General features: G+C 73.3%; 16 protein-coding genes. 6 read left to right on the top strand and 10 right to left on the bottom strand.

Annotated features, from left to right (window positions below; all coding sequences use genetic code 11):
- Positions 1 to 28: 28 nt before the first annotated feature.
- On the bottom strand, positions 29 to 661 hold the full coding sequence (locus ACF1ED_RS06000) for a lipoprotein (RefSeq protein WP_391757160.1): 633 nt from the start codon (positions 659 to 661) through the stop codon (positions 29 to 31).
- A 101-nt stretch (positions 662 to 762) separates the two neighbouring features.
- Here ACF1ED_RS06000 and ACF1ED_RS05995 point away from each other — a divergent pair, with 101 nt between their 5' ends.
- Positions 763 to 1,266: a hypothetical protein gene (locus ACF1ED_RS05995; RefSeq protein ID WP_391757159.1), complete on the top strand. Its 504-nt coding sequence runs from the start codon at positions 763 to 765 to the stop codon at positions 1,264 to 1,266.
- 15 nt (positions 1,267 to 1,281) lie between these two features.
- On the opposite strand, the gene ACF1ED_RS05990 is transcribed toward ACF1ED_RS05995, so the two are convergent.
- From ACF1ED_RS05990 to ACF1ED_RS05975, 4 genes are all read right to left on the bottom strand, one after another.
- Positions 1,282 to 1,908 (bottom strand): HAD family acid phosphatase, encoded by a 627-nt coding sequence (locus ACF1ED_RS05990; protein WP_391757158.1) that lies wholly within the window; start codon positions 1,906 to 1,908, stop codon positions 1,282 to 1,284.
- A 200-nt stretch (positions 1,909 to 2,108) separates the two neighbouring features.
- Complete coding sequence (locus tag ACF1ED_RS05985; protein WP_391757157.1) at positions 2,109 to 3,782, bottom strand: fumarate hydratase; 1,674 nt, start codon at positions 3,780 to 3,782, stop codon at positions 2,109 to 2,111.
- Between the two features lie 156 nt (positions 3,783 to 3,938).
- On the bottom strand, positions 3,939 to 6,557 hold the full coding sequence (locus ACF1ED_RS05980) for a S8 family serine peptidase (protein ID WP_391757156.1): 2,619 nt from the start codon (positions 6,555 to 6,557) through the stop codon (positions 3,939 to 3,941).
- A 175-nt stretch (positions 6,558 to 6,732) separates the two neighbouring features.
- Positions 6,733 to 7,668, bottom strand: coding sequence for a helix-turn-helix domain-containing protein (locus ACF1ED_RS05975; protein WP_391757155.1), 936 nt, complete (start codon positions 7,666 to 7,668; stop codon positions 6,733 to 6,735).
- Positions 7,669 to 7,844: 176 nt separating this feature from the next.
- Between ACF1ED_RS05975 and ACF1ED_RS05970 the strand changes: the two genes are divergently transcribed.
- Both ACF1ED_RS05970 and ACF1ED_RS05965 read left to right on the top strand, forming a co-directional pair.
- Positions 7,845 to 8,633, top strand: coding sequence for a DUF1707 domain-containing protein (locus tag ACF1ED_RS05970; RefSeq protein ID WP_391757154.1), 789 nt, complete (start codon positions 7,845 to 7,847; stop codon positions 8,631 to 8,633).
- Between the two features lie 200 nt (positions 8,634 to 8,833).
- Positions 8,834 to 9,205 carry a WhiB family transcriptional regulator gene (locus ACF1ED_RS05965; protein WP_391757153.1) on the top strand — a complete coding sequence of 124 codons (372 nt, stop codon included), beginning with the start codon at positions 8,834 to 8,836 and terminating at the stop codon, positions 9,203 to 9,205.
- Between the two features lie 132 nt (positions 9,206 to 9,337).
- On the opposite strand, the gene glpX is transcribed toward ACF1ED_RS05965, so the two are convergent.
- Positions 9,338 to 10,369 (bottom strand): class II fructose-bisphosphatase, encoded by a 1,032-nt coding sequence (gene glpX / locus ACF1ED_RS05960; RefSeq protein WP_391757152.1) that lies wholly within the window; start codon positions 10,367 to 10,369, stop codon positions 9,338 to 9,340.
- 127 nt (positions 10,370 to 10,496) lie between these two features.
- Between glpX and ACF1ED_RS05955 the strand changes: the two genes are divergently transcribed.
- Positions 10,497 to 11,021: a DUF4245 domain-containing protein gene (locus ACF1ED_RS05955; RefSeq protein WP_391757151.1), complete on the top strand. Its 525-nt coding sequence runs from the start codon at positions 10,497 to 10,499 to the stop codon at positions 11,019 to 11,021.
- A 62-nt stretch (positions 11,022 to 11,083) separates the two neighbouring features.
- On the opposite strand, the gene ACF1ED_RS05950 is transcribed toward ACF1ED_RS05955, so the two are convergent.
- The 4 genes from ACF1ED_RS05950 to ACF1ED_RS05935 form a co-directional block, all read right to left on the bottom strand.
- Complete coding sequence (locus ACF1ED_RS05950; RefSeq protein ID WP_391757150.1) at positions 11,084 to 11,674, bottom strand: malonic semialdehyde reductase; 591 nt, start codon at positions 11,672 to 11,674, stop codon at positions 11,084 to 11,086.
- Positions 11,675 to 11,849: 175 nt separating this feature from the next.
- Complete coding sequence (locus ACF1ED_RS05945; protein ID WP_391757149.1) at positions 11,850 to 12,092, bottom strand: exodeoxyribonuclease VII small subunit; 243 nt, start codon at positions 12,090 to 12,092, stop codon at positions 11,850 to 11,852.
- A gap of 65 nt (positions 12,093 to 12,157) precedes the next feature.
- Entirely contained in the window at positions 12,158 to 13,363 is a 1,206-nt protein-coding gene (gene xseA / locus ACF1ED_RS05940; RefSeq protein WP_391757148.1) for an exodeoxyribonuclease VII large subunit, read from the bottom strand.
- A gap of 361 nt (positions 13,364 to 13,724) precedes the next feature.
- Positions 13,725 to 15,098, bottom strand: a complete 1,374-nt coding sequence (locus ACF1ED_RS05935; RefSeq protein WP_391757147.1) for an APC family permease — start codon at positions 15,096 to 15,098, stop codon at positions 13,725 to 13,727.
- Positions 15,099 to 15,152: 54 nt separating this feature from the next.
- On the opposite strand from ACF1ED_RS05935, the gene ACF1ED_RS05930 reads away from it, so the two are divergent.
- Both ACF1ED_RS05930 and ppgK read left to right on the top strand, forming a co-directional pair.
- A complete protein-coding gene (locus tag ACF1ED_RS05930; RefSeq protein WP_391757146.1) occupies positions 15,153 to 16,190 on the top strand; it encodes a 4-hydroxy-3-methylbut-2-enyl diphosphate reductase in 1,038 nt (345 codons plus the stop codon).
- A 29-nt stretch (positions 16,191 to 16,219) separates the two neighbouring features.
- Positions 16,220 to 16,966: a polyphosphate--glucose phosphotransferase gene (ppgK, locus tag ACF1ED_RS05925; protein WP_391757145.1), complete on the top strand. Its 747-nt coding sequence runs from the start codon at positions 16,220 to 16,222 to the stop codon at positions 16,964 to 16,966.
- The last annotated feature ends 264 nt before the right edge of the window (positions 16,967 to 17,230 follow it).

Below are 17,230 nucleotides of genomic sequence, written 5' to 3'. Positions count from 1 at the left end.
GGGGGCCACGGCCCTTTCGCGGGATCCCTCACGTGAGCTTCAGGGTCGACTTCGCCAGCTCGTACGCGGCCACCACCGCGTCCTCCTCGGCGTCGAGGCCGCCGAGCTCCACGACGACCGTGCCCTTCGCGGTCCCCACCGCGAAGGACCGTCCGTCCCGCCACTCCTCCTCCAGCGCGCTGTAGACGGAGTAGCGCGCCTCCACGGCGGCCGTGCCGCCCAGCCGCACGTCCGTCAGGACGAGCCCCTTGGTCTTGTCGTCCTTCACGAAGGCCGTCAGGGTGGCCCGGACCGGGCCCTTCGGGGCGGTCCACACCCGCAGGAAACCGATGTCCGGGGTCCCCTCCGACTTGGCCTCGCACACGATCGTGGCCGGGCCCTGCTCCACCAGCGCGGCGAAGTCGGGGTCCTCGGGCTTCTCGACCGTCTCCGGCTCCCAGCCCGCCGTGAGGGAGAAGGAGACGGGGAGCGCGCAGGCGGTGCCGGGACCGCCGACGGACTTCACGGCCTTCGGGGCGGCGGACCCCGTCGGCGTCCCGGACGGCTTCGTCGCGGACGGCCCGGACGCCGGGGCGCCCGGCTCCGGGGTCGTACCGCAGGCGGTCAGCAGGGCGGCCGCCGCGAGCAGCGCGGTACGGAGGAAGGGGGCTCTACCTGGCATGGCCCCATCATCCCCGACGGCGTGCGTCCCCCGGACCGCGGTCGCACAATATGAGGACGGCCCGCAGGGGGAGGACCCACACCCCGCCAGGGAGGCAGCCCATGATCCGGAGCTTCAGCCTCAGGAGGATCGGCGCGCTCGGCGCCGCGACGGCCGCCGCCGTCGCCCTCACGGCCGCCGCACCGGCGGCCGCGGCGCCCTCGGCCGACGGCTTCGAGTTCACCCTCTACGCCAAGGAGGTCCCGGCGGACGAGGGCGGGGAGAGCGGCGGGGCACCCGAGGCGGGGGACTCCTTCGCCTTCGCCGACGACCTCTCCCGCACCAAGGGCGGCGAGAAGGTCGGCCGGGACGGCGTCGCCTGTACGGTGGCGCGCGCCGGCAACCCGGCCGACCTCCTGTGCGTCGGCACCTTCGTCCTGAACGGCGGCCCCGGCGGCCAGATCACCGGGCAGACGCTGCTCTCCGTCGACCCCTCGGACGACGCCCCGGCCGCGTTCGACATCGCGGTCACCGGCGGCACCGGCGACTTCAAGGACGTCCGCGGCTGGATCCGCTCGACCCCCGACGGGGACTACTCGAAGCTGGAGTTCCACCTCACCCGCTAGCCGGGCGGGGGAGGGTCACGACAGCTTGCCGTAGTCCGGCAGCTTGAAGGCGCGCTCGGCGTGACCGCCGACGATGTCGGTCGTGTTGTTCCCGATGTTCGCGATGATCGTGTAGCCCTTGGCCTCGATCTCGGCGCGCTTCTCCGTCTTGTACGCGCTCACCTCGGCGAACAGGTCGGGCAGCGAGCGCACGTACAGCCCGTCGACCGGGTAGCCGACCTTCTTGAGGTTCCACTCGGTGAGGGAGTGGACGATCCCCGGGCGCGCGGTCACGAAGAAGACCTTCACCCCGCGCGCGTGCGCGTCCTTCACCAGGGCGTGGACCTCGGGGATGGCCGGCGTCGGCAGCTCCCAGAACGGGTGGAAGTCCGTCTCCAGGGAGCTGTTGTCGATGTCGAGGACGATCGCCTGCCGCTCGGTGCCGGCGTCCTCGGCGCGCTCCTCGACGTACGGCCGGGCCTCGGCGACCACGGCGGCGACGTCACGGCGCCAGGTCGCGTAGTCCACGCCCTCGACCGCGGCGGCCGAGGTGAGGTGGGTGTCCGGGTCGGCGGCGGAGGCGGCGGGCGCGGGCCCGACGACGAGGAGGGCGGCGAGGCCGAGGAGGCCGGTGGCGGCGGCTGCGGACTTGGCTGAGGGCATGGGGGGCTCCCGAGTGGTCGACCGTCTCAGTGGTTGACATGCTCGCGACCCATACTGGCCAGTAGATGTCCTGCTGACTACCGGTCGGTAGCGACTTTCCGTGCGGGAGGCGACACCGCCCCCGGCCCGCCGGGAGGCAGGGGACGACACCGCCCCCCGGTCCACGGGGGACCGGGGGGCGGGCGCGGTGCTACCGCCGGTTACGAGAGCTGGGAGCCCTGGCGCACCGGGATGTGCGTGAACGTCGGCTCCGGCGCCGGGTTCTGGAAGAAGTCGTTGCCCTTGTCGTCGACGACGACGAAGGCGGGGAAGTCCTCGACCTCGATCTTCCAGACCGCCTCCATGCCGTCCTCCTCGTTGTCCAGGACCTCGATCTTCTTGATGCAGTCCTGGGCGAGGCGGGCGGCCGGGCCGCCGATGGAGCCGAGGTAGAAGCCGCCGTGCGTGCCGCACGCGTCGGTGACCTGCTGCGAGCGGTTGCCCTTGGCGAGCATCACCATCGAGCCGCCCGCCGCCTGGAACTGCTCCACGTAACTGTCCATCCGGCCGGCCGTCGTCGGGCCGAAGGAGCCGGAGGCGTACCCCTCGGGGGTCTTCGCCGGGCCCGCGTAGTAGACCGGGTGGTCCTTCATGTACTGCGGCATCTCCTCGCCGGCGTCGAGCCGCGCCTTGATCTTGGCGTGCGCGATGTCACGGGCCACGACCAGCGAACCGGTCAGCGAGAGGCGGGTCTTGACCGGGTACTTGGTGAGCTCGGCGAGGACCGCGTCCATCGGCTGGTCGAGGTCGATCTTCACCACGTCGCCGTCGGCGTCGAGGTGCTCGTCCGTGGTCTCCGGGAGGAAGCGCGCCGGGTCGGTCTCCAGCTGCTCCAGGAAGACGCCCTCGGCGGTGATCTTCGCGACGGCCTGGCGGTCGGCCGAGCAGGAGACGGCGATCGCGACGGGCAGCGAGGCGCCGTGCCGGGGGAGGCGGACCACGCGCACGTCGTGGCAGAAGTACTTGCCGCCGAACTGCGCGCCGATGCCGATCCTCTGCGTCAGCTCGAAGACCTTCTCCTCCAGCTCCTTGTCCCGGAAGCCGTGGCCGGTCTCGGCCGAGCCCTCGGTGGGCAGCTCGTCCAGGTAGTGCGCGGAGGCGTACTTCGCGGTCTTGAGCGCGAACTCGGCGGAGGTGCCGCCGACGACGATCGCCAGGTGGTACGGCGGGCAGGCGGCCGTGCCGAGCGAGCGGATCTTCTCCTCCAGGAACTTCATCATGCTCGCCTCGTTGAGGACGGCCTTCGTCTCCTGGTAGAGGAAGGACTTGTTGGCGGAGCCGCCGCCCTTGGCCATGAAGAGGAACTTGTACGCGCCGCCGTCGGTCGCGTACAGCTCGATCTGCGCGGGCAGGTTCGAGCCGGTGTTCTTCTCCTCCCACATGGTCACCGGGGCCATCTGCGAGTACCGCAGGTTCAGCTTGGTGTAGGCGTCGTAGATGCCCTTCGACAGGGCCTCCTCGTCGCGGCCCGGCGTGAGCACGTTCTGCCCGCGCTTGCCCATGACGATCGCGGTGCCGGTGTCCTGGCACATCGGGAGGACGCCGGCGGCGGCGATGTTCGCGTTCTTCAGCAGGTCGAGCGCGACGAACTTGTCGTTGCCCGACGCCTCCGGGTCGTCGATGATCTTCCGCAGCTGGGCCAGGTGGGCCGGGCGCAGGTAGTGCTGGATGTCGTGGATCGCCTCGGCGGCCAGCTTGCGCAGCGCCTCCGGCTCGACCTTGAGGAACGTACGGCCGTCGGCCTCGAAGGTGGAGACGCCCTCGGCGGTCACCAGGCGGTAGGGCGTGGTGTCCTCTCCCAGGGGCAGCAGATCGGAGTACGCAAACTCAGGCATGACGGCGGCCATTCCTCACTCGGCAGACAGCGGCGCGCCGCCTCCGTTGGCGGGCGCGCCCTCCAGCGTAGAACGACGGCGCGGCCGCGATCCTGTGAGGTAAGGCTCACCCGGGACCGGGACCGCGCCGAAGTGGAGCGTTCCGCCGGTGCTCCGTTACGAGACGGCCGCCGTCAGCGCGTACGGGTTCGCCCACAGCGGGGACGTCCGCCGGGCCTCCACGACCAGCTCCCACACCCCCGCGGCGGGCTTGGCGTAGGTCCGGGTCCCCGGGTCGCAGCCGTAGCCGTCGAGGTAGTTGTTGTAGCAGTAGATCGTGCCGGCGGCCGAGCTCTCACCGGAGACGCCCGTCGGCCGGAAGGCCCACCAGCGGGTCTGGCTGCCCTCGTCGAGGCCGTCCAGGGAGACGGTCAGCGCCTGCGCGCCGGCGGGCACGGCCACCGTGTAGTGGACGGTGTCGTTGCGGTACGTGACGCCGGTGACGGTCAGCGGGGTGCCGCCGACGGCGAGCGGGACGGCGGCCTCGACCGCGAGCATCGCGTGCTGCTCCACGGCCCGGGTGGCCGGGTCGTCCAGGGTGAGGACGGCGGAGTGGACGCCCTGGACGCCCGGCTTCGCGGTGACCGTCACGCCGGTCGGGACGCCCTTGGCGAGGACCACGAACGACGGCACGGAGAAGGTCTCCTCGCCGCCCTTCAGCCCCACCTCGTACGCGACGGGCCGGTCGGAGCCGGTGGTGCGGGTCACCGTCAGCTCGTAGGTCCGCTCCTCGCCGACCGCCTGGCCGCCCGCGCCGGGGGCGCAGCTGTTGAAGAGGCCGCTGCCGCGGTGCGGGATGACGAGCTTGCCGGAGAGCGGGGTGCAGACGGGCGCGGAGACGGTGACGGCGCCGGCCGTGCCGGCCTTCCCCTTCCCGAGGACGGACCACGCCTTCGGCACGTCGAACTGGCCGCGGCCCTGGGCGACGGCGTCGGCCTTGCCGTTCCAGCGGGCGGTCGCGTAGATCGCGGCGCGCAGCTCGGCCGGGGTGGCCGACACCCCGGTCTGCTTCGCGGCCGAGAGGAGCAGCGCGCCGGCTCCGGCGGCCTGCGGGGACGACATCGAGGTGCCGTTCATCATCGAGTAGCCGGGCGGCAGCTGGTAGCCGGTCTCCGCGACCGAGGCGGGCGCGATCCAGTCCGGGGTGGTGGAGACGGCCGCGCCGGGCGCGGTGATGTCCGGCTTGAAGCCGCCGTCCTCACGCGGGCCGCGCGAGGAGAAGGGGAACATGGCGCGCGCGTCCTTGGTCCGCGAGCCGTAGTTCGCCCACCACGTGTCGGAGGAGACCGCGGCGCCGACGCTGACCGCCTTGTCGGCCCCGGTCGGGTCGCCGACCGTGTTCGTGCCCGCGCCCGAGTTGCCCGCCGAGATGAAGAGCTGGACGCCGGTGGAGTCGATCAGCCGGTTGTAGACGAGGGCGCGGGCGCTCTGGCCGTCGTTGAACTCGGGGCTGGAACCGATCGACATGTTGATCACGTCGACGCCGTACTTCGAGGCGAGGTCGATCATGCCGTCGGTCAGCGCGGCGGAGGAGCACCCGAAGCTGTGGCAGGCGCGCATCGACACCAGCCGGGCGCCGGGCGCCTGGCCGTCCATCGCGCCGCCGTACATGCCGTGGGCGGCGGTGATGCCGGCGACGTGGGTGCCGTGCGCCTCGGTGATCACGTTGACGTTGATCCCGGGACCCTGGCGGCCGGGCATCTTGTCCGCCGGCCGGATCTGCACCGTGAAGGGCACCCGCTCGTTGCGCGCGGTGGCCGGGTCGTCCGTACCGATGTAGCCGATCTGGCGGTCCTTCCCGAAGGGCCGCATCAGCTCCTCGTCGGTGAAGTCCCTGTCGCCGTCGGTGTCGACCCAGATCCCCTCGTCGGAGTTCCGGTACAGCACCCCGATCTTCCTGGTGCCGCCGCCCGGCCAGTTCATGGCCCGCGAGGCGACCCGCAGGTCGGGGCTCTCGGGGGCGGTCCAGGTGTTCCCGAGCGGGTCCGTGAAGACCGGTCCCGCGTACGTCCGGGTCATCGAGAACCAGGAGTCGTCGAAGAGCAGGTCGATGAAGTTGTTCGGGTCGCTGCCCGTGACCGTGTCGCGGAGCTTGTCCTCGCCGGTCGTGGTCTTCGCGAGCGCCGGGTGGGTCGGGTCGACGCCCGTGTCCATGACGCCGATGGTGACCCCGCGCCCGTCGAAGGTCGGGTGGTCCGTCTTGAACTCCGTCGACCCGGTCTCGCGGGTCGGCATGTACGGGTTCGAGTCCGGCGTCGCGGCGGAGGGAGCGGCCGGCAGCGCGCCGGCGGGCGCGATCCCGCCGGCGGCCCCGCCGTCGACCCGGGTGTCCTCGACCTCCAGCAGCTCGTCGAGGTCGACGGCCACGACCGGGTCCAGCGCGGCGACCCGCTCGACGAGGTCGAACGGCACGTTGGCCTTCAGGTACCCGACGGAGGCGTCGGTACGGAGCGCCTCGACGCCCAGCGCGGCGAGCGCCGCCTCGGCCTCGGCGGTGCGTCCGTCGGCGACGGCGACGATCAGCGTCGCGAAGCCGGGGGCGGTACGCCCGCTCCGCGCGCTCGGCCCCTGCTCGTGCTGCCGCTCGTACTGGGCGAGCAGGGCGCGGTCGTGCGAGCCCAGTCGGTCGACCGGGGCGGGGTCGGCGTCGGCCGCGGCGGGGCCCGCGGTGAGGGCGAGGGAGGCGGCGGCGAGGGCGAGGGCGGTGGATATCGCGGTGGATCTGCGACGGGACATGGATGTCCTTCCGGCGGCGTCCTGGTGTGCGAACGCCGGACACGTTGCCACGCCCCCGCACTCCCGACAGGCCCCCGGTCCTGTCGGCTTGCCGCCGTGTCGTAAAGCCGACAACTCGCCTGCGGAACCTCACCGTTGCCCCTCGTCACGCCCCGGGGCGGGACGGGCGCGGGCGTCAGAGCCAGTGGTGGCGGGCGGCGTGCCAGCCCAGCTGGAGCCGGCTGCGCACCCCCGCCAGCGCCAGCAGCCTCCGCACCCGCCGCTGCACCGTCCGCTCCGAAACCCCCACCTGCGCCCCGATCGCCTGATCCGTGTACCCGTTCAGCAGCAGCGTCAGCAGCCGCCGGTCCTCCGCCGTCAGCGGCCCGTCGACCGCCGCCGCGATCGCCGCCGGCACCGGCAGCGCGCTGTCCCAGACCCGGTCGAAGATCCAGCCGAGCGCGTCGAGCAGCGGCCGCGACCGCAGGACGGTGGCGCGGGGCTCGCCGCCCGCCCCGGCACCGCCCGGCCCCGTCCCGTCCGCGAGCGGGACGACGAGGGCCCGTGCCCGGTCCACCAGCACCAGCTTCAGCGGCAGTCCGAACGCGACCCGCATCTCCTCGCCGAGCGACGCCCAGTGTTCGAGCAGGGGCGGGGTGTCGGAGTCCGTGAGGGCGAGCGCGTCCCGGTCGTAAACGACCCGGTAGCGCACGCCGGCCCGCATCGCCTCCCGCTGCCCGGAGTTGTCGGCGGCGGGCACGGCGATGACGGGCCCGGCGGCGAGGGCGAGGATCTCGCGGCGGGCGGAACGCTGGAGCGCCTCGTAGCGTTCGGCGATGGCCCGCGCCCCGGCGACGACCTCCACGTCGGGCGACACCACGGCGGGCGACACCACGGCGGCCCCGTCCGGCCCCGTCACGAGCTCACGCCCGGAGCCGGAGCCGGGCCCGGACCTGGTTTCGGTCCCGGAGCCGGAGCCGGTCTCGCTCCTGGGCCCGGAGCCGGAGCCGGCGGTCCGCAGGGCCTGCCGGATCTCGTCGAGCCGCCTCAGGACGAGCCCTTCGAAGGCGTCGGCGGCGGTGTCGGCGGCGGTGTCGGAATCCCGCCGGTACCGGTTCTGAACGTCCGTCATCTGTCCTGCCTCTCCCACCTGCCCGCCCGTCCTCATCCTGGCGGAGGCGACGGCGGCGGAGGCGTCCGGAACCCGGCGGTTTCCCGCCGCGACGCAACCCGCCACCTCGTCCCCTAGGGGAGAGATGGGGGATCCGATCCCTGGTCGCGATCTATCGCGTGTGCCAGTGTGGAGACGTGGACCTCGAAAAGCAGCCCGACCCCGCGCAGCAGCCCGCACCCCCGGCCGCCCCCGCGCCCCCGGCCGCGCCTACGCCCCCGTCACCTCCCGCGGTCCCGTCCCCTCCCGCGGCCCCGGCCGCGCCCGCCGTCCCCGCGTACGCCGATCCGCAGGGTGCCCTGCGTGCCTCCGACGCCGACCGGGACCGGGTCGCGGAGATCCTGGCGGAGGCGCTGGCGCAGGGGCGGCTCGACGCGGAGGAGCACGCGGAGCGGGTCGAGGCCGTCTACCGGGCGAAGACGGTGGGCGAGCTGGAACCGATCGTGCGGGACCTGCCGGCCGCCGACGGCGCCCCGGCCACCGCGCGCACGGGCCAGGCCCCGGCCCCGGCCGCCTACGGACCGGAGGACGCGGAGGGGAACGCGGACCAGCTGGTCGCGGTGTTCTCCAGCACCGCCCGCAAGGGCCGCTGGCGGGTCGCCCGCCGCACCAACGTCTTCGCGATCTTCGGGAACGTGGAGATCGACCTGACGGAGGCGATCTTCGCCCAGCCGCTCACCACCATCAACGCCACCTCCATCTTCGGGAACGTCGAGGTCCGCGTCCCGGAGAACATCAGCCTGCGCGGCTCCGGCACCGGCATCCTCGGGAACTTCGAGGTCACCACCCTGGAGGGGGTCGACCCGCAGGCCCCGCTGGTGGTCGTCAACGGCTACGCGGTGCTGGGGAACGTGGAGGCGAGACCCAAGCGCGGGAAGTGGATCATGGATCTCCAGAACAGGGCCCGCAAGCACCTCGGCCACTGAGCGCCCCACCGGCCCTCCCACCGGTCCTCCCGCCGGCCCTCCCGTCGATCACCCGCCGGGTATCGGCCAGGGGGTGACCGGAATGCGTCGCCGGGGCTCCGGAGTCCGGATGGGGACGACACGCGGTGCATAGGCGCGCGCACAGCGGGTAGGGCTGGTGCATCGCTGCTCGCTCGCGAAGCCGTCGTCAGGAGTAGACCGTGCTGCAACTGCCGCATCAGCCCCTCCAGGTAGCCCCCGTGCCGCCCCAGCGTGCTCCCGCGCGGCAGGACGAGGGCGGCCCCTGGCACGCGGAGGCGGTGTGCCGCCGGGACGAGGCAGGACTCTTCTTCGCCCCCTCCAAGGAGCCGACCGCCGCCCGGCTGGCCCGCGAGGAGGCGGCCAAGCGGGTCTGCGCCCGCTGTCCCGTCATGGTCGACTGCCGCGAGCACGCGCTGCTCCAGCCCGAGCCGTACGGCGTGTGGGGCGGCCTCACCGCCGCCGAGCGCCGCGTGGTGCTGGCCCGCCGCCGGCGCCGCGAGGTCGAGCTGCGCAAGGCGGCCGCGGCCGAGCGCGTCGCCCAGGCCGGCTGACGGGCCGCGCGCCTCCGGCCGTCCGTCCCCGGCCGCCCACCGGTTCCGTATCGGTGGCCCCGTACGGGAAGGGGCGCCCCCACCGCACATGGGGGCGCCCCTCTTCGCTGCCGTCGTCGGACCGTGCCGGTGTCAGTTGGCCCGGTCGAAGTCGATCTGGCTGTAGGCACGCAGCTTCGCGAGCCGGTGCGTGGAGTCGATCTGGCGGATCGTGCCGGACTTCGAGCGCATGACCAGCGACTGGGTGGTCGCGGTCTCGGCGCGGTAGCGCACCCCGCGCAGCAGCTCGCCGTCGGTGATGCCGGTGGCGACGAAGAAGACGTTCTCGCCGCCGACCAGGTCGGTCGTGGTGAGGACCCGGTCCAGGTCGTGGCCCGCGTCGAGGGCCTTCTGGCGCTCGGCCTCGTCCTTCGGCCACAGCTTGCCCTGGATGACACCGCCCAGGCACTTGATGGCGCAGGCCGAGATGATGCCCTCGGGGGTGCCGCCGATGCCCATGAGCAGGTCGACGCCGGTGCCCTCGCGGGCGGCCATGATCGAGCCGGCCACGTCGCCGTCGGAGATGAACTTGATCCGGGCGCCGGTCTCGCGGATCTCCTTGACCATGCCCTCGTGGCGGGGGCGGTCGAGGATGACCACGGTGACGTCCTCGGCGTTCATGCCCTTGGCCTTGGCGACCCGGCGGATGTTGACCGAGACGGGGGCGTTGATGTCGACGAAGTCCGCGGCCTCGGGGCCGGTGACCAGCTTGTCCATGTAGAAGACCGCGGACGGGTCGAACATGGAGCCGCGGTCGGCGGCGGCGAGCACGGCGATGGCGTTCGGCATGCCCTTGGCGTTCAGGGTGGTGCCGTCGATCGGGTCCACGGCGATGTCGACCTCGGCGCCGGTGCCGTCGCCGACCCGCTCGCCGTTGAAGAGCATCGGCGCTTCGTCCTTCTCGCCCTCGCCGATGACGACGACGCCGTTCATCGAGACGGTCGAGATCAGGGTCCGCATCGCGTTGACCGCGGCGCCGTCCGCGCCGATCTTGTCGCCGCGACCGACCCAGCGGCCGGCGGCCATGGCGGCGGCCTCGGTCACCCGGACCAGTTCGAGGGCGAGGTTGCGGTCGGGGGCCTCGGGAGAGACCTCAAGCTCGGGGGGGAGGTGGTGCTCGGTCATCGGAGCGCACCTTTCTGTACGACGACGGCCGGAAAAAAGGAGGGTGCTGTGACTCTATCGCCAGGTCGACAAATTGAGCAGAGGGGCCCACGTATGAGCGCGGGACCGTGATGCGACCATATGGGGCGTGGCAGCTAAGCGAGGCAGGCAGACGGTACGCGGGATGTTCCAGTCCCTCGGGGTGATCATGGTCGCCGCGGGGGTCATGTATCTCTTCATCCCGCACGACGAGAACGCGGATCCGGTGAAGGCCAAGGACTACCGGGTCGAACTGGTCACGGCCCAGCGTGCGGCGCCCTATCCGGTGCTCGCCCCCGAGGGCCTGGGTGACGGCTGGAAGGCGACGGTGGTCTCGTACAGGCGGGAGCAGGCCGACGCCTGGCAGCTCGGCTTCCTCTCCCCGGACACCCAGTTCGTCTCGGTGAACCAGTCGACGGCGGAGCCGAAGAAGTTTGTGCCCAAGGTCACCCACGCGGCCAAGAACACCGGCAGGACGCAGACGGTGGGCGGCCGGGAGTGGCAGCGCTGGGAGGGCCCCAAGTACGACGCGCTGGTGCGGACCGAGGCCGGGGCGACCACGGTCGTCACCGGCACGGCGTCCTTCGAGACCCTCGCCGAGATGGCGGGCGCCCTCACGTCGAAGACGGCCTGACCCCAGGACGCGACGAAGCCCCCGGTGCGGGTCACCGGGGGCTTCGTCGTGCGTGCTCGGGCTCAGACGGTCGTGATGACGTCGTCGTAGGCCAGGCGCGGGGAGCGCGGGAACCAGGCGTCCTCGCCCGGCTTGCCGATGTTGACGACCATCAGCGGGGTGTGGTCGGCGTCCAGGAACTCCTTCTGGACGCCGGCGAAGTCGAGGCCGGTCATCGGGCCGGCGGCCAGGCCGGCGGCGCGGACGCCGACGATGAAGTAGGCGGCCTGGAGGGCGGCGTTCAGCAGGGCGGAGCCCTCGCGGACCGGGCGCTCGGCGAAGAACATGTCCTTGGCCTGCGGGAAGTGCGGGAGCAGGCCCGGGAGCTCCTCGTGGAACTCGTTGTCGGCGGAGAGGATCGCGACGAGCGGCGCGGTGCGGGTCTTGGCCTGGTTGCCCTCGGCCATGTGGGAGACGAGGCGCTCGCGGGCCTCCTCGGAGCGGACCAGGGTGATGCGCAGCGGGGACTGGTTGAAGGCGGTGGGGCCGTACTTCACCAGGTCGTAGATCGCCTGGACCTGCTCGTCGGTCACCGGCTCGTCGGTGAACGTGTTGGCGGTGCGGGCCTCGCGGAAGAGGAGGTCCTGGGCGGCGGGGTCGAGAACGAGGGACATGCTGCGTACCTTCCGGACTGCAAGGGGGCCGCCCGGCGGGGAATCCCGGGCGATGTCTCGACAGTACGCCCCGGATTGGTGAAAGTTCAACTATCTGATCCGGATAGTGATCCGCTTCACTCGTGCCAGTCTAGCGGGACCGGCCCCGGCCCCCGCCGCGCCCCGGTTCCTCCCCCTACTCCTCCCCGTCCTCCCCGTCCTCCTCCTCGCGCTCGGCCGCCAGCGAGGCGTCGAGCCGGGCGCGGGCGCCCTCCAGCCAGTGCCGGCAGACCTTCGCCAGTTCCTCCCCGCGCTCCCAGAGCGCCAGTGACTCCTCCAGGGTGGTCCCGCCCGCCTCCAGGCGCCGGACGACCTCGATCAGCTCGTCGCGCGCCTGCTCGTAACCGGGCGCCGCCGCCGTCTTCGTACCGCTCGCCATCTCTTCTCCGTCCTCCGTGACTCCCGCCGGCCCGCGCCGGCTCCCGTGGTCCCGCCCCGGGCCCCTCAGGCCCGGCGCACCGTGAACTCGCCCTCGGCCACCCGGGCCCGCAGCTCCTCGCCCTCCGCCACGTCCGACTCCGCGCGGACCACCGAGCCGTCCGCCCGCTGGAGCACCGCGTACCCGCGCTCCAGGGTGGCCGCGGGGGAGAGCGCCCGGACCCGCGCCCGGGTGTGCGCCAGCTCCGAATCCGCCCGGTCGAGGAGGTGCCCGAGCACCCGCCGGCTCCGCGCCAGGAGCGCGTCCAGCTCGTCCTCCCTGACCTCCACCATCCGCTGCGGGTGCTCCATCACCGGCCGGGCCAGCGCGTGCGCGAGCCCCCGCTCCTCGCGCTCCAGCAGACCCCGGACCGTGCGCAGCGCCCGGTCGCGCAGCCCCCGCACCCGCTCCAGCTCCTCGCCCACGTCCGGGACGACCTTCTTCGCGGCGTCGGTCGGCGTGGAGGCGCGCAGGTCCGCCACCAGGTCGAGCAGCGGGGAGTCCGGCTCGTGCCCGATCGCGGACACCACCGGCGTCCGGCACGCGGCGACCGCCCGGACCAGCTGCTCGTCCGAGAAGGGCAGCAGGTCCTCGACGCTGCCGCCGCCCCGGGCCACCACGATCACGTCCACCTCCTCGTGCGCGTCCAGCTCCTGGACCGCCTGGATCACCTGCGGCACCGCCTTCACGCCCTGCACCGGGACGTTCCGCACCTCGAAGCGGACGGCGGGCCACCTCCGCCGCGCGTTCTCCAGCACGTCCCGCTCGGCCGCCGAGGCCCGGCCGCAGACCAGGCCGATCAGCTGCGGCAGGAACGGCAGCGGCTTCTTCCGGTCGAGCGCGAACAGCCCCTCGGCCGCGAGCCCCCGTTTCAGCTGCTCCAGGCGGGCCAGCAGCTCGCCGATCCCGACCGGCTTGATCTCCACGGCCCGCAGCGACAGCTGGCCGCGCGGCGCGTACCACTCCGGCTTGGCGTGCACGACGACCCGCGCGCCCTCCGAGACGACGTCGGCCACCGCGTCGAAGACCTGGCGGTAGCAGGTCACCCCGATCGAGATGTCGTACGAGGGGTCCCGCAGCGTCAGGAAGACGACCCCGGCCCCGGGGCGCCGTGAGAGCTGCGTGATCTGCCCCTCGACCCAGATCGCCCCCAGCCGGTCGATCCACCCCCCGATCATCCGGGAGACCTCACCGACGGGAAGCGGCGCTTCGGCGGACGTAGTCATACCCATGAACCGAGCGTAACGGCGCCCTCCGACAACGTCACCGCCGCACGGCCCCCACGCGAGCCGCCACACAGCCCCCACCCAGGCCGCCGCACGGCCCCACCCGAGCCCGCCGCGCCCGGGCCGCCGCCTGGGCCCCGGACCGCCGGAGCGTCCGCCCCGGACCACCGGAGCGTCCGCCCCGGACCACCGGAGCGCCCGCCCCGGACCGCCCGCCGCCCGCCCGCCCCGCCCCCGCGCCGCCCGCCCCGGGACACCCCGCCTTCGTACGCCCCGCCCCGCCCCGGAACGCCCAGCCTCCGTACGCCCCGCCCCGCACTCCCCGCCGCCGCCCGCCCCGCCCCCGGCCCGCCCCCGGCCCGGCGCCTCACGCCCCGGCCGGTCCCCGCCCCGCGCCCTGGACGGCGAGTACGACCAGGCCCACGCCCAGCCAGATGACGCCGACCACCTGCGCCTGCACCGACGCCTCCACGATCACCGCGATCAGGATCGCCGCGCCGGCCACCGGCAGGACCACGTGCTTCAGCCAGTGCGGCGGGCCCTCCGCGCGCCGGACCGCGAACCAGCCGACGACGCTCGCGTGCAGCAGGACGAAGGCCGTCAGGGCGCCGACGTCGACCACCGACACCAGGTGGTCCAGGCCGTCGTCCCGCCCGGCCGCCCACAGCGCCGCGACCATCGTCACCGCCGCCGACACCAGCAGCGCCACCCGGGGCACGCCCGAGTCGGTCCGCGCCAGCGCGTGCGGCAGCCGCCCCTCGCGGCCCATCGCGAAGAGCAGCCGGCCGCCGGCCGCCTGCCCGGCCAGCGCGGCGAAGGCCGCGCCGATCGCCTTGGAGACGGCCACCAGGTCGTGCAGCCAGCCGCCGACCGAGCTGTCCACGGCGTCGTAGAAGGCGGAGCCCTGCTTCGCCGGATCGGCCGCCAGCTCCGCCGAGGAGACCGGTTCGAGCAGCGCCACCAGCCAGGTCTGGGCGATGAAGAGGGCGCCCGCGAGCACCAGGCAGAAGAGCAGGGCCCGCGCCACCTTCGCCGAGCCGCCGGTGACCTCCTCCGCGAAGGCCGCGATCGCGTCGAAGCCGAGGTACGACAGGACCGCCACCGACACCGCGCCGACGACCGCCGCGAGCGAGAAGGTCCCGTCGCCGGCGAGCGGCGACCACCAGTCGCGCTGCGCCCCGTCCCGTACGAGCACCACCACCGCCGACACCACGAAGACCAGCAGCACCACGATCTCCATCGCGAGGACCGCGAAGCCGACCCGGGCGGCGGCCCGCACCCCCCACAGGTTGAGCAGGGTGGTCACCACCACCGCGATGCCCGTCCACACCCACCGGTGCACCCCGGGCACCAGCGCCTCCATCGCGATCCCCGCGAAGAGGTAGGCGACGGCCGGGATCAGCAGGTAGTCGAGCATCGCCATCCAGCCGGCGACGAAGCCGGGCCCCTCGCCGAGCCCCTTGCGCGCGTACGCGAAGACCGAGCCGGCCTGCGGGGCGACCCGGACCATCTGCGCGTAGCTGAAGGCCGTGAACGCCATGGCCACCGTCGCCACGACGTACACCAGTGCGACCGCGCCGTGGGACTTCGCGTCGAGCGTGCCGAAGACGCCGACCGGGGCCATCGGCGCGATGAACAGCAGCCCGTACACGACGAGGTCGCGGAACCCGAGCGTCCGCCGGAGCCCCGAGTGGTCCGACGGCCCCGCCGTCTCCCCGTCCACCTGCGCGTTCTCAGCCATGGCGCCAGTTTCGGACAAGGTCGCGCTCCAACCGCTCACCGACGCGGCCTTACGATGGGACGCATGACTGCAACGCCCGCGCCGACGCCCGAGCCCGCCCCCGCGGACCGGACCGCGACCGACCGCCCGAAGCGTGTCCTGCTCGCCGCTCCCCGCGGCTACTGCGCGGGCGTGGACCGTGCCGTGATCGCCGTGGAGAAGGCCCTGGAGCAGTACGGGGCCCCCGTCTACGTCCGCCACGAGATCGTGCACAACAAGTACGTGGTCCAGACGCTGGAGCGGAAGGGCGCGATCTTCGTCGACCAGGCCACCGAGGTCCCGCCGGGCAACATCGTGATGTTCTCCGCGCACGGCGTCGCCCCGACCGTCCACGAGGAGGCCCGCCAGGGCCGGCTCGCGACGATCGACGCGACCTGCCCGCTGGTCACCAAGGTCCACAAGGAGGCCATCCGGTACGCCAAGGAGGACTTCGACATCCTCCTCATCGGCCACGAGGGCCACGAGGAGGTCATCGGCACCTCCGGCGAGGCCCCCGACCACATCCAGCTCGTCGACGGCCCCGAGGACGTCGCCAAGGTCGAGGTCCGCGACCCCTCCCGCGTGGTCTGGCTCTCCCAGACCACGCTCTCGGTCGACGAGACCATGGAGACGGTCGACGCGCTCAAGGACAAGTTCCCGCAGCTGATCTCCCCTCCGTCGGACGACATCTGCTACGCCACGCAGAACCGCCAGTTGGCGATCAAGGAGCTGGCCGGCCAGGCCGAGCTCGTCATCGTCGTCGGCTCCAGGAACTCCTCGAACTCGATCCGCATGGTCGAGGTCGCCAAGCAGGCCGGCGTCCCCGCCGCCCACCTGGTCGACTTCGCGAGCGAGATCGACGAGGCCTGGCTGGAGGGCGTCACCTCGGTCGGCCTCTCCTCCGGCGCCTCCGTGCCCGACGTGCTGGTCCAGGAGGTCCTGGAGTGGCTCGCGCAGCGCGGCTACGTCGACGTGGAGCTGGTGAAGACCGCCGAGGAGCACCTCACCTTCTCCCTCCCCAAGGAGCTCCGCCGCGACCTGCGCGCCGAGGCCGCCGGGCTCGTCGAGGAGTAGGACCCGGTCCGCCCGGTTAGCTTGAGTCCATGAACGTCTTCGGAGTGGACATCGGCGGCTCGGGCATCAAGGGCGCCCCCGTGGACCTGGGGCGCGGCGCGCTCACCGAGGAGCGCCACAAAATCCTCACCCCGCAGCCCGCGACGCCCCAGGACGTCGCGGGCCGCGTCGCGGAGGTCGTCGCGCACTTCGGCTGGACCGGCCCCATCGGCGTCACCTTCCCCGGTGTCGTCACCGGCAGCACGGTCCGCACCGCCGCGAACGTCGACCCGTCCTGGATCGACACCGACGCCGGCGCGCTCATCGGCGCGGCCGTCGGCGGACTCCCGGTCACCGTCCTCAACGACGCCGACGCGGCCGGCGTCGCCGAGATGACCTTCGGCGCGGGCCGGGGCCGCACCGGCACGGTGATCCTGCTGACCCTCGGCACCGGCATCGGCTCCGCCGTCTTCACCGACGGCCGCCTGGTCCCCAACACGGAACTGGGCCACCTGGAGCTCAAGGGCCACGACGCCGAGAAGCGCGCCTCCTCCAAGGCACGCGAGGACGAGGAGCTGACCTGGGAGCACTGGGCCACCAAGCGCCTGAGGAAGTACCTCGCCCACGTGGAGATGCTCTTCTCCCCGGAGCTGTTCATCCTCGGCGGCGGAGTCAGCCGCAAGGCCGACAAGTTCCTGCCCTACCTCGACGGCATCCGCGCCGAGATCGTCCCCGCGGAACTGCGCAACGACGCGGGAATCGTCGGCGCGGCGATGGCCGCCCACGCGGCGAGGTAGACCCGCGGGGGCGGACCGGCACGGCCGCCGACCACGACGCCCGCGCGACCGGAGGGCGTACGGCCCGGAGGGCGGCCGCCACGGGGGCGTACGGCTCCGAGGGCAGCCCGTCACGGGGGTGGCCGGTCCCGGGGACGTACGGCTCCGAGGCGGCCGGTCATGAGGACGTACGGCTCCGAGAGCTGCCGGTCGCGGGGGCGTACCGCTCCGAAGTGGCCCGTTACGAGGGCGCACCGCCCCGAGGGCGGCCGGCCGCAGAGGGGG

The organism is Streptomyces sp. NPDC014656 (assembly GCF_043084305.1).
Lineage (GTDB): Bacteria > Actinomycetota > Actinomycetes > Streptomycetales > Streptomycetaceae > Streptomyces.
This window is presented reverse-complemented; position numbering and strand designations above follow the sequence as displayed.